We start from the raw sequence: 11,198 nt of genomic DNA, 5'->3' as shown, positions 1-11,198 counted from the left end.
GTGCGCCTGACGGCTTCAAATAAAGCGATCACACCAGCTGCTATGGGGCACGGTGTTTCCGACAATGATCACTTTCGCAGCGACGCCGACGCGCCGGTGCGCCAACCGCAATTGGGCACCCGCACGCCGGTGCTGCATCACGACGGTCGGGATCTGGCGGCCGCGTTGCAGACAATCCGCGAAATCGGCGACCCCGAGGCCTTGCAGGCCGCCGTCAGCGACGCCTTCCTGGCGCGCGATTGAACATCGCGCCGCTTCAGGGTGGTCGGTTTGCGATCGAGTTTTACTAGGAGTGTCAGGTGTGGGTGGTTTCTCATGCACGGCGGTTGATTTCGGCGTTGCAGGAGGACCCGGAGTGTAATTGCATTGTGCTGGAGAAGAACCTGGGTCAGACCGGGATTGTCGGGCAGCGGATACTGGACGAACCGGCGTGGTATTGGCCGGACTAATCAGCGCCTGTTAAACCGAATCGCGAGCAAGCTCGCTCCCACACTGGATCGGTGACCGGCACAGATATTGTGTTTATCGAAGATCCACTGTGGAAGCGAGCTTGCTCCGGGCGGCGTTCCGACGATGGTGATCGGAAAGTCACCGCATAGCTCAGTGAATCACCCCTGCCACTTCCCACCCTCGACAATCACACTCTCAGGCTTGGTGTCATCGCTCAGTTCTTTACGCACATATTGGTCATACAGCTTGAGCAAAAACTTCTCTTCACCCAGCTTCGCCAACTCGGCATTCACCCAATCGCGCAGCTCGATATTGCCCTTCTTCACCGCCGGCGCAATCGGTGCTTCAGCACCCAACGTCTGGGTCAGCACGCGATAGCCAGGGTTCTGTTTCGCCCAGCTGAACAGCACCAGATTGTCCTGCGCATACGCATCGCCGCGCCCATTGGCCAACGCTTGCAGAGATTCAGAGTTTTTCTCGAACTTCAGCAGTTTCCAGTCCGGATGGTTCTTGGTCAGCCAGATATCGGCTGTAGTGCCGGTGGTGACGATGGTCGTGCGAGTTGCCAGGTCATCAAGGTTTTTCACCGAACTGGCCTGTGGCACCAAGGCCTGCACCGCGACTTTCAGATTCGGATTGGTGAATTCCACCGCTTCCTTGCGCTCGGGGGTAACGGTCATGTTGGCCAGAATCAAATCGACCTTGTCGCTTTGCAGGAACGGAATCCGGCTCGCCGGTTCTACCGCGACGAACTCGACCTTGTTCTCATCGCCTAGCAGGTCTTTGGCGAATTGACGGCCGATGTCGGTATCGAAACCGACATAACGCCCGGCTTCATTGACGAAACCAAACGGCGGTTTATCGGTGAAGACACCGACGATCAACTTGTCCCGGGCTTTGATTTTTTCCAGATAACTGGCACTGGTGGCCGCCGGTTTGGCGGGTTCTTCGGTTTTGTTGCAACCGGCCAGCAACGCGAGGCCGAGCAGCGGGAGTAGCAGCAGAGAAGACTTGGCAGTTTTCATAGCAGTTCCAGTTCCTTTGTTTGAGTCGTTTTGGGTAGTGCGGCGACGTAGGAGAACTTCTCCAGGAACTGCTGCGCTCGTGCGGTTTGCGGGTTCGTAAAGAAAATCTCGGGAGGGTTTTGTTCGAGGATTCGCCCGGCATCCATGAACACAATGCGGTCAGCCACGGCGCGGGCAAAAGCCATTTCGTGGGTGACGATCAACAGGGTCATGCCCTCGCGGGCCAGGCCCTGGATGACTTCCAGCACTTCCTTGACCATTTCCGGGTCAAGGGCGGCGGTGACTTCATCGAACAACATGACTTTCGGGTTCATGCACAGCGAACGGACGATGGCGATGCGTTGCTGCTGGCCACCGGAGAGCTGACGCGGGAAGGCATCGCGCTTGTCCGAAAGGCCCACACGCTCAAGCAACGCTTCGGCCTGGGCACGGGCCTCGCGGCGGTCGCGCTTCTGCACTTTGACCGGGCCGAGCAGCAGGTTGTCGAGCACGCTCATGTGCGGAAACAGGTGGTAACTCTGGAACACCATGCCGATCTGCTGCCGCACGTCGCGCCAGTCGGTGCCTTTGTCCAGCAACTCACGTCCGGCAAACTTCAAGCTGCCGCTGTGGGCGACTTCAAGACCGTTGAGGCAACGCAGCAAGGTGCTTTTACCGCAACCGCTGGGGCCGAGGATGACGATCACTTCGCCTGACTTCACTTGCAGGTCGATCTCTTTGAGCACCTGCTGCTCGCCGAAAAACTTGTTGAAACCCTTGAACTCGATCAATGCGCTCATGCTTGCGTCCAGCGCCGCTCCAGCACGCGCGAGGCGGCCGACAGCGGGTAGCAGATGAAAAAGAAAAACAGGAACAGTGCGCCGTAGATCAGCACTGATTCGTAGGTGCGTTCGATGATCTGCTGACCGACCTTGATCACGTCGACCACGCCAATCAGCACCGCCAGGGAGCTGGTCTTGATGATGCGCGTGTAGACGTTGATGGTCGGTGGCGTCATGCGTTTCAGCGCTTGGGGCAGCAGCACGTAGCCGTAGAGTTGCGGACCGTCCAAACCAATCGACAACCCTGCCTCACGCTGCCCGCGAGGCAACGAATGCAACGCACCGCGCACCACTTCGCCGACTTCGCTGGCGCCCCACAACGACAACACCAGCACTGCGCACCAGAAACTCGGAATGCTCAGACCGAAGAAAATCGGCAGACCGAAGAACAGCAAATACAGCCAGACCAGCACCGGAATTGCGCGGAACAATTCCAGATAAACGCGCAGGATTGCGTTCAGCCATTTCGAGTTCAGCGTGCGCAGCACGCCATAGAGCACGCCGCCAACGGTGCTGATGACGATGCTCAGGAAAGAGATCGACAAGGTTTGCGCGGCGCCCTTGCCCAATTGCGGCAACGACACCCACAGCAATTCAAGACCCGAACTGGCCATGCTGGAGCCTCCTTTCCAGACGGCTGAGCAGCAGCGACAGCGGCAAGAACAGCAGCACGCAAATCAGCGTCAGCACGGCGAGCATTTCGTAGGTTTTGTAGTAGAGCGCGATGTAGCTTTTGGTGGTGTAGAGAATCTCCGGCACCGCCACCGCCGAGACCACGGTGGTTTCCTTAAGCAGGAAAATGAAATTGGCGAACAGCGAAGGCAGGCTGAGGATGCCCGCTTGCGGCAGGATCACGTAGCGCAGCAATTGCCCGTGGGACAGGCCGATGGAGCGCCCGGACTCGAGCTGCGCCTGAGGTACCGCGTCGACGCCGGCACGCAGCACTTCGGTGAGGTAGGCGCCGCCGAGGAAGGTCATGGTGATGATCGCCGCCGCAAAGCCCGAGACCTTGATGCCCAGCGCCGGCAAGGCGAAGTAGACGAAGAACAGTTGAATGAGCAGTGGCGTGTTGCGCGCCAGTTCCACATACAGCCCGACCAGGCACTGCAAGTAAGGCGTGCGGAACACCAGAATCGTCGCGTTGATCAGCGCCACCAACAACGACGTGCCAATAGCGATGAAGCCGACCTGCAGCGTCACGCCCACGGCTTTAAGAAACGCCGGCAAGGTGCTGAGGATAAATGCGTAATCGAAGTTCATTGAACATCCTGGACGCCGCAGGGTAAGCGACGGTGGTGCAGTCCATGGGCAGTGGATAGCTACCCGGCAGGCACCGACTTTAAAGGTATAAAAAGAAGAATTTAAATACCGTTAAAGCATATTGATATCACGCAAAAAACTATCCTCCGAATTTGCGACGGCAGCGGAAGACGACTATTTTTCTTTGCGCTGTAGGAAGGATCTTTTTTTCAGAATACCCCTCCAAGGATGCACAGCTTTTGGCCAGACTCCCCGGCCGAACCATCACAAGGAAGAGAAAATGGCTGACGTTAAAGTGCCACAGCGGCTGGATCCGCAGGACATCGTGAAGTTGTTGATGGCGTTGCGCAGGGCGTTGAAGGCCGGGGTGGCCTAAAACCTTAAAAGCAAAAGATCGCAGCCTCGTTTCACTCGACAGCTCCTACAGGGAATGCGCATTTCAATGTAGGAGCTGTCGAGTGAAACGAGGCTGCGATCTTTTGATCTTGGCGCAATAAAAAACGCCGACGCTATATCAGCCGTCGGCGTTTGAAACCTTGAAGGGTTTGATGCTGCGTCGAATCAGAACGCCGGCAGTACCGCGCCGCTGTACTTCTTGGCGATGAATGCTTTCACTTCCGGGCTGGTCAACGCTTTGGCCAGCTTCTGGATGGCAACGCTGTCCTTGTTGTCCGGACGAGCCACCAGGAAGTTCACATAAGGCGAATCTGCACCTTCGATCACCAGCGCGTCTTTAGCCGGGTTCAGACCGGCTTCCAGCGCGTAGTTGGTGTTGATCATGTCCAGGTCGACCTGGTCCAGAACACGCGGCAGCATGGCCGATTCCAGTTCCTTGAACTTGAAGTTGTGCGGGTTCTTGGCGATGTCTTTCGGGGTGGCCAGAGCGTTTTTCGGGTCTTTCAACTCGATCAGGCCAGCCTTCTGCAGCAGGATCAGGGCACGACCGCTGTTGCTGCCTTCGTTCGGGATAGCGATGGTTGCGCCGTCTTTCAGCTCAGCCAGGGTTTTGACTTTCTTCGAGTAGCCGCCGAACGGTTCGACGTGCACGCCGATCACGGTCACCAGGTTGGTACCTTTGCCTTCATTGAAGCTCTTCAGGTACGGCAGGGTCTGGAAGTAGTTGGCGTCCAGACGCTTCTGGTCAACTTGCACGTTCGGCTGAACGTAGTCGGTGAAGACTTTGATTTCCAGGTCCACGCCTTCTTTGGCGAGGGTTGGTTTGATCAGTTCCAGAATCTCGGCGTGTGGAACCGGGGTCGCCGCAACCACCAGTTTCTCGCCAGCCTGGGCCAGGCCCGCGGTCAGGGCAGCCGCCAATGCGGTGAACAACAGAACCTTTTTCATGCAGTGTCCTTATCGAAAATCGCGGTCGTGATCGACGACGGCTTGTTTATTACGAGTGGTTTTTGTAAGTGCTAATGAAGTGCTATCGCTGGCGTGACGCGGACAATACCGGGATTTTTTATTCCCGAACAATATCTTTTATTCACTTTCATATTCCATTTTGTTCATACGGCGTAGGAGCTGCCGAAGGCTGCGATCTTTTGATCTTGATCTTCGGCAATCTAGAGCATTGCCAAGATCAAAAGATCGCAGGCTGCGCCAGCTCCTACACAAACGCGGTGTTTTTGAGGAGTTGTTTCAAGGCTTCTTTCTCTGCGGTGGAACCGCTGCCGAGAATCTGCTTCAGTTGCCGCTCGATCTGCACCAATGACGGCGGCGCCTCGGGCAGATTCAAATGCTCGGGCAAAATCTCATCGCCGGTGCTGACCAACAACGCAAAGTGAATGACGTTTTCCAGCTCCCGGGTGTTGCCCGGCCAACTGTGTTGCTCTAACAAATGCTGCGCGGCTTCGCTGATCAGCGGCACCGGCAGGTCCAGGCGTTGGCTATAGATGCCCAGGAAATATTCCGACAGCGACAGAATATCGCCCACCCGTTCACGCAAGGCCGGCAGTTCGAGCTGGCCTTCGCTGAGGTAGTGGTAGAGCCGCTCATGGAATTTTCCGGCGGCCACCGCTTGGGCCAGATCGATGCTGGTAGCCGCCACCAGGCGCACGTCCACCGGGCTTGGTTGGTGAGCGCCGACACGCGTGACTTCGTGGTTTTCCAGAGCCGCAAGCAATTTGATCTGAATCGGTAGCGGCAAGTCGCCGATCTCATCCAGGTAGAGCGTCCCGCCGTTGGCAGAACCGAACCAACCCGCGCGACTGCTGGCCGAACCGCTGTAACTGCCAGCGGCATAACCGAACAATTCAGCATCAGCGTAGGTCGGACTGATCGCGCCGCAATTGACCGAGACGAACAACCCGCCACGATCACTCGCACGATGGATGTGCCGTGCGAGCAATTCCTTGCCGCTGCCGGTTTCGCCACGGATCAACACCGAGATCGAGCGCGGTGCCAATAGCTCCAGCTCCTGGCGTAACTGACGGGAACGCGGATCGACAAACACCAGCGCCTTGGCGCGAATGCTCAGGGGACTTTTTTCTGCGTCGGGGAAGGTCAGCAGCGGCTGACCGAAGGCTTCAAAACTCATGGCAGACTCCCGCCCTAAACCGCCGGGAGACGGGGGGCGTTGTTTTAAAAAACAAAAGCAAAAAAAGAAAAGGTTCAAGCGCGGCGCAGGGCGTGGTGTTCCATTCGGTTTTGCAGGCGATAGAGATAGGCAAAACCCTGCTCCCAGCGTTGGTGGCCGGACTTCACGTTGATGTGTCCGGCACCCGACAAAATCCCCGCCTCGGCGCCCCAGTGACGTGCCAGTTCCAATGCACGCGGTGTGCTCACGGCGCTGTCGTTGTCGGAGCTGACCACCTGACTCGGGAACGGCAGCAGGTGGGTTGGAATCGGGGCGAAGTTGCGCAGGGCCGGTGCACAGGCCGCACGCTCGACGTCCGCCGGGGCGACCAGCAAGGCGCCGCGAACCTGACGCAAAAACTGCACGGGCGCCGTGGCAGCCCAATGCGCGACAGTGATGCAACCCAGGCTATGGGCGATCAGGATCACCGGCGTGCTGTCGGCGGCAATCGCCTCAGCCAGTGCCGCGACCCAATCTTCACGACGCGGCGTCAGCCAGTCGGCCTGCTCCACCCGCGCGCTGTTCGGCAGGCTGTTCTGCCAATGGCTTTGCCAATGATCTTCTGGCGATCCTTGCCAGCCCGGCACAATCAGGTAGCGAATTGATTCGTTGCGCATGGGGGAGCTCTCCTGCTGCGTGTCTGTTCCTGAGCAAGTATAGGGAGGAGAGTTATATTCGTTAAGGAATAAGAAGCTATTTATTAAGACCTATAAGGAATATGCGGCAGTTTTGAATGGACAAAAAAAGGGACCGCACCCTGCCAAGGAGACGGCCCCGGAAACTCAAAATTTGATAATGCGATGATTGGCTGAAATGCATATCCAATAAAGGAATATTTAATTACTTTATTAGATCCAAAATGCATATATCAATCAGCGATACTGTCACCACCAAGCAACCCTGCTTGCGTCATAACGTATCGCCCTATTGGGTCAGATTGATGACGAAATTCGTTATCTTGAGTTTCAGGACACATCGATCAAGCCTGAGCGGCACGCACCTCCTGCGCCTCTGTTGCTTCCTTGCGCACAAATCGATTCGCCCGCCCAAACGTCCCGAAATCATTGAATCGCACACCCATCTTGCGCATCGCTTTATGCGCCACCGACACGGTCAACTGACGGATGTAAAAAGGTTCCTTCACTACAAAATGATGAATCCCGTGAGTGCTGCCGAAGTTGAAGCAGAACGCCTGCAACGGCCACATCCACCAAGGGTTCAGCACCTGGGTCTGCTGAATCACGTTGCCCGGCTCCACGTCACCGTAGTAGTGCATGTTCGAGCTGACAAAGTGCAGGCAAAAGGTACGCAACACGTTCGGGCCGATGATCACCACGGCAGCGATGTCGATCACCTGCATCACCGACAAAGTAGTCGCCGACCATTCAATCGACGTTCCCATCAGAGAGCCGATGCCATTGGCCGCATGGAAGCCCAGGAACATGTACCAAGCACCCCAATGCACCAGCGCCAGTGGCGCGTAGACCTTCAGCGCACGTTTGATGATGCTGATCTTGTGAGCCCAGGTCTTGGCCCGCAGCATGCGGATGAACGCCGACATCACGTTGTCGCCGACCATCAACAGCCGCGCGAAACCCCAAGGCTCGCCGTTGGTGATGGCGCGCTCTTCCATGTCGGATTCTGTGCCGGAGACCTTGTGATGATTGAGGTGCAGATGCCGGCGAATCCACGGATTGATCGTGCTCGGCCGCGCCAGCCACACCAGTCCCATCATCAGGTTGTGCGGTACGCGCTGTTTGCGGAAGTACATGCTATGAATCAGGTCGTGTTCCAGCTCGTGGGTCAGCGAGGCAAAAAATGCGTTGAGCAACAGGCATGCCCACCACGCCATGTGCCCGGTCATGTAGAGCGTTGCCGAGCCAATCATGCCGACCAGCGCGAAGGCCAGAATGCCCGCGCCCAAGGCGTCCTGATGGTTGAGAATCGGGTAGCGCTGACGCAGTTCGACCCCCTTGGCCAGCACCACTTCACGAATATGCGCTGATCGTTGTGCTGCATTCAGTCGCTGGGGACTTGCAGAAGTACCGTGCATGCTTCCATCCTCTGGTTATTGATGTTCGCATCCTGCCTTGTGAACCCTCGCAAAGCGGTAGCCGTGAACGCCAACCTGTTGACCGGAAGCGCCAATCAGCATGACTGAACCGACCTCCCTCGCCAGCTGGACCCGCGCCCTGCGCAAGCAACTCGATGCGCTGGGCCTCGACAGCACCGCCCTGTGCCAACAGGCGGGGCTCGACCCGCGACTGATGGACGACCCGAACGCCCGTTACCCGTTGTCGGGCACCACGCGCTTGTGGGAAATCGCGGTGCAAGTCAGCGGCGACCCGGCAATTGGTTTGCGGGTATCGCGCTTCGTCAGCCCCACCACGTTTCACGCACTCGGTTATGCGCTGGTCGCCAGCGGCAGTCTGCGAGAAGTGTTCGAGCGCATCGTGCGTTATCACCAAGTGGTCAGCGATGCCCTGGATCTGGAACTGACTCGCGCCGAGGACCGCTACCGCTTCCGCCTGAAAATCCCGCCAGGCAATCCGGCCCCGGCCTTCGAAGCCATCGACGCCTTCACGGCAATTTACGTACGCACCTGCCGCAATCGCCTGGGCCGCGATTACGCCCCGCTGGCGGTGTACCTGCGCCGCCCGGAACCGGCGGACCCGCATCAATGGCACAAAGTCTTCCGCTCACCGGTGTACTTCGCCGCCGATGAAGACCGACTGGAATTCGCCGTCGCGGACTTCGACAGCCACCTGGACGACGCCAACCCGGAACTGGCCGAGCACAACGAAGCCGTGCTCAAACGCACCCTCGCACAACTCAAACCCCTGACTTGGGAACGCAAGGTTCGCGACGCCATTGAGGAGCAATTGCCGGAAGGCGAGCCCAGCGCCGAACACATCGCCCAGGCTCTGCACCTGAGTTTGCGCAGCCTGCAACGGCATCTGGCGGACGAGGGTTACCGCTTTGATACATTGCTCAACGAAAGCCGCGAGAACCTGGCGCTGCTGCATTTACGTGATCCGCAATGCTCGTTGAGCGAGATCAGCTATCTGCTGGGATTTGCGGACACGAGCAGCTTCAGCCGCGCATTCAAGCGCTGGACCGGGATGACACCGGGGCAGTTTAGGGATGGGTTGCGGTAACTGATCCGAGAAGTGTGTTGCCTCGTCCGGCCTCTTCGCGAGCAAGCTCGCTCCCACAGTTGACCGCATTCCAATGTGGGAGCGAGCTTGCTCGCGATGAGGCCAGACCAGACACTACAGAAACGCCTCAGCGCCCCCGATCCCGCCGCAACAATTTACGCACCCGCTTCACCAGTTCACTCACGGCAAACGGCTTGAGCAGGTAATCATCCTCATGCAACTCCAGATCGCGCAGGCGATCCTCGATGCCGTCCTTGGTGGTCAGGAACAGCACCGGCGTATCACCGAGCTTGCGGATCTGCTGCAGCAACTGCCAGCCATTGAGCCCCGGCAGCATCACGTCGAGGATGATCAGCTCGTATTCGCCAGACTCGATGAAACGACGGCCGTCCATACCGTTGACCGCCACATCGACTGAGTAACTTGCCTCGTTCAGACCTTTAGCCAGGAGTTTGGCGGTCTCAGGTTCGTCTTCCACTAACAGCACACGCATGGCACACCTCGATTGTCGTCATCACAGGCTAGGCGCCTTCGCGTCCAAAGCCCACCACTAACGCCGGGTTTTAGATAATCGCCAACATCCGCAATCGTTGCGCATCCAGAATCTCGATCTCGCCGTACTTGAGATTCACAATCCCCTGCCCCTGCAAGTCCTTGAGAATCTGGTTGGTGGTCTGGCGCGACAGCGAAAGCATCGACGCCAATTGCTCCTAGGGCAGTTGCAGCACTCGTCGTGGCGGATCGATCTCGCCATAACCCTCGGCGATCATCAGCAAGCGATGAGCCAGTCGAGCGGCGGTTGGCATGAGGCTCAGTTGTTCGAGATTGATGAAGGTCAGGCGCAGTTTCTGGCTCATCAGCAATGCCAGTTGCCGCCAGTACGCCGGTTGCTCATCAAGCAAAGTCAGCAGCGCGGTCTGCGGGATGTGCAACAGGGTGCAATGGGCCAGACCGAACGCATCGTGAGTGCGCGGCTGGCCATCGAACAGGCAGATTTCGCCGAACCAGTGGGGCGACTCCACCAGGCTCAACAGCGCCTCCTTGCCCTGCTCGCTCACCGCGCCGATCCGCACCGAACCTTCCAGCACCGCGTACAGCCCACACGGTGGATCGCCGCGCTTGAACAGCCGCTGGCCCGGCGACAACCGCCGCACCTTGGCGGCGGCCAGCAGACTATCCTGTAATGGAACAGGTAGATGGCTGAACCACTGCCCTTTATCCAGCCGCGAACGCCAAACCTGCATGTCCATGAAAACTCCTGGAGATTGTCGCCTGCCTGACAGAGCGAAATGTGGACCCGGGGCATGATCCATCACCCAACAGGAGGAACAACAATGAAAAGCCTCGTCGACCATCTCAGTCAATACGCCGCCTACCACCGTGACCCGCGCAATATTGCCACCCACTTTATCGGTATTCCGCTGATCGTTGTCGCAGTGGCGGTGCTGCTGTCACGGCCCGAGTGGTCGCTGTCCGGGGTTTGGGTGTCACCGGCAGTGCTTTTGGCGCTGGCTTCGGCGTGGTTTTATCTGCGATTGGAGTTACGGCTGGGCGCGCTGATGACGGTGTTGCTGGGCCTTTGTGTTTGGCTGGGTCATGTGCTCGCGCAGCAAAGCACGTTCGTCTGGCTTGCGAGCGGCATCGGGATGTTCGTGGTGGGTTGGGCGATTCAGTTTGTCGGTCATCACTACGAAGGACGCAAACCGGCGTTTGTCGATGATGTGACGGGGTTGATTGTCGGGCCGTTGTTTGTGGTGGTTGAGTTGGCGTTTTTGGTTGGGTTGCGGCATGACCTCAAAGAGCAGATCGAGGCGCGGGTGGGTGGTGTGCGGGTCAATCCGAATCGCGCTGCTGCGTAGATCGCTTTCGCGAGCAAGCCCGCTCCCACATTGGATTTGTGTCCACC

Annotated in this window: 11 protein-coding genes and 2 pseudogenes; 3 read left to right on the top strand and 10 right to left on the bottom strand. The window is 57.9% G+C overall.

Annotation, left to right across the window (positions count from 1 at the left end; translation table 11 throughout):
- Window positions 1-66 precede the first annotated feature (66 nt).
- Window positions 67-449 (top strand): annotated as a pseudogene (locus ACMXYH_RS01925) (AAA family ATPase); the annotation flags it as partial.
- A gap of 159 nt (window positions 450-608) precedes the next feature.
- Here the strand turns inward: ACMXYH_RS01925 and ACMXYH_RS01920 are convergent.
- The 8 genes from ACMXYH_RS01920 to ACMXYH_RS01885 form a co-directional block, all read right to left on the bottom strand.
- On the bottom strand, window positions 609-1,475 hold the full coding sequence (locus tag ACMXYH_RS01920; RefSeq protein WP_415766132.1) for a transporter substrate-binding domain-containing protein: 867 nt from the start codon (window positions 1,473-1,475) through the stop codon (window positions 609-611).
- Window positions 1,472-2,254, bottom strand: coding sequence for an amino acid ABC transporter ATP-binding protein (locus tag ACMXYH_RS01915; RefSeq protein ID WP_415766131.1), 783 nt, complete (start codon window positions 2,252-2,254; stop codon window positions 1,472-1,474). The genes ACMXYH_RS01920 and ACMXYH_RS01915 overlap by 4 nt, the downstream gene beginning before the upstream one ends.
- Window positions 2,251-2,910, bottom strand: a complete 660-nt coding sequence (locus ACMXYH_RS01910; RefSeq protein ID WP_008009608.1) for an amino acid ABC transporter permease — start codon at window positions 2,908-2,910, stop codon at window positions 2,251-2,253. Before ACMXYH_RS01910 ends, ACMXYH_RS01915 begins: the two co-directional genes overlap by 4 nt.
- A complete protein-coding gene (locus tag ACMXYH_RS01905; RefSeq protein ID WP_415766129.1) occupies window positions 2,891-3,556 on the bottom strand; it encodes an amino acid ABC transporter permease in 666 nt (221 codons plus the stop codon). The genes ACMXYH_RS01910 and ACMXYH_RS01905 overlap by 20 nt, the downstream gene beginning before the upstream one ends.
- Before the next feature lie 561 nt (window positions 3,557-4,117).
- Window positions 4,118-4,900, bottom strand: coding sequence for a MetQ/NlpA family ABC transporter substrate-binding protein (locus ACMXYH_RS01900; RefSeq protein ID WP_046052269.1), 783 nt, complete (start codon window positions 4,898-4,900; stop codon window positions 4,118-4,120).
- Window positions 4,901-5,165: 265 nt separating this feature from the next.
- On the bottom strand, window positions 5,166-6,095 hold the full coding sequence (locus tag ACMXYH_RS01895) for a sigma 54-interacting transcriptional regulator (RefSeq protein ID WP_129439481.1): 930 nt from the start codon (window positions 6,093-6,095) through the stop codon (window positions 5,166-5,168).
- Window positions 6,096-6,169: 74 nt separating this feature from the next.
- Entirely contained in the window at window positions 6,170-6,751 is a 582-nt protein-coding gene (locus ACMXYH_RS01890; protein WP_008148229.1) for an alpha/beta hydrolase, read from the bottom strand.
- Between the two features lie 362 nt (window positions 6,752-7,113).
- On the bottom strand, window positions 7,114-8,187 hold the full coding sequence (locus ACMXYH_RS01885) for a fatty acid desaturase (RefSeq protein ID WP_415766128.1): 1,074 nt from the start codon (window positions 8,185-8,187) through the stop codon (window positions 7,114-7,116).
- A gap of 100 nt (window positions 8,188-8,287) precedes the next feature.
- On the opposite strand from ACMXYH_RS01885, the gene ACMXYH_RS01880 reads away from it, so the two are divergent.
- Window positions 8,288-9,292, top strand: a complete 1,005-nt coding sequence (locus ACMXYH_RS01880) for an AraC family transcriptional regulator (protein ID WP_129439484.1) — start codon at window positions 8,288-8,290, stop codon at window positions 9,290-9,292.
- 127 nt (window positions 9,293-9,419) lie between these two features.
- Here ACMXYH_RS01880 and ACMXYH_RS01875 read toward each other — a convergent pair whose 3' ends face one another.
- Window positions 9,420-9,785: a response regulator gene (locus tag ACMXYH_RS01875; RefSeq protein ID WP_008148221.1), complete on the bottom strand. Its 366-nt coding sequence runs from the start codon at window positions 9,783-9,785 to the stop codon at window positions 9,420-9,422.
- A gap of 70 nt (window positions 9,786-9,855) precedes the next feature.
- Window positions 9,856-10,542 (bottom strand): annotated as a pseudogene (locus ACMXYH_RS01870) (Crp/Fnr family transcriptional regulator).
- 84 nt (window positions 10,543-10,626) lie between these two features.
- On the opposite strand from ACMXYH_RS01870, the gene ACMXYH_RS01865 reads away from it, so the two are divergent.
- Window positions 10,627-11,151, top strand: coding sequence for a DUF962 domain-containing protein (locus ACMXYH_RS01865; RefSeq protein ID WP_415766127.1), 525 nt, complete (start codon window positions 10,627-10,629; stop codon window positions 11,149-11,151).
- The last annotated feature ends 47 nt before the right edge of the window (window positions 11,152-11,198 follow it).

The organism is Pseudomonas frigoris, from assembly GCF_047758635.1.
GTDB lineage: Bacteria > Pseudomonadota > Gammaproteobacteria > Pseudomonadales > Pseudomonadaceae > Aquipseudomonas > Aquipseudomonas frigoris.
The sequence above is the reverse complement of the archived record's forward strand: the minus strand, read 5'-3'. Positions and strand labels throughout refer to the sequence as shown.

Bases quoted from the DNA above. Each gene is read 5' to 3' on its own strand.
- ACMXYH_RS01920 (WP_415766132.1), bottom strand. From the start codon at position 1,475: ATGAAAACTGCCAAGTCTTCTCTGCTGCTACTCCCGCTGCTCGGCCTC.
- ACMXYH_RS01915 (WP_415766131.1), bottom strand. From the start codon at position 2,254: ATGAGCGCATTGATCGAGTTCAAGGGTTTCAACAAGTTTTTCGGCGAG.
- ACMXYH_RS01910 (WP_008009608.1), bottom strand. From the start codon at position 2,910: ATGGCCAGTTCGGGTCTTGAATTGCTGTGGGTGTCGTTGCCGCAATTG.
- ACMXYH_RS01905 (WP_415766129.1), bottom strand. From the start codon at position 3,556: ATGAACTTCGATTACGCATTTATCCTCAGCACCTTGCCGGCGTTTCTT.
- ACMXYH_RS01900 (WP_046052269.1), bottom strand. From the start codon at position 4,900: ATGAAAAAGGTTCTGTTGTTCACCGCATTGGCGGCTGCCCTGACCGCG.
- ACMXYH_RS01895 (WP_129439481.1), bottom strand. From the start codon at position 6,095: ATGAGTTTTGAAGCCTTCGGTCAGCCGCTGCTGACCTTCCCCGACGCA.
- ACMXYH_RS01890 (WP_008148229.1), bottom strand. From the start codon at position 6,751: ATGCGCAACGAATCAATTCGCTACCTGATTGTGCCGGGCTGGCAAGGA.
- ACMXYH_RS01885 (WP_415766128.1), bottom strand. From the start codon at position 8,187: ATGCACGGTACTTCTGCAAGTCCCCAGCGACTGAATGCAGCACAACGA.
- ACMXYH_RS01880 (WP_129439484.1), top strand. From the start codon at position 8,288: ATGACTGAACCGACCTCCCTCGCCAGCTGGACCCGCGCCCTGCGCAAG.
- ACMXYH_RS01875 (WP_008148221.1), bottom strand. From the start codon at position 9,785: ATGCGTGTGCTGTTAGTGGAAGACGAACCTGAGACCGCCAAACTCCTG.
- ACMXYH_RS01865 (WP_415766127.1), top strand. From the start codon at position 10,627: ATGAAAAGCCTCGTCGACCATCTCAGTCAATACGCCGCCTACCACCGT.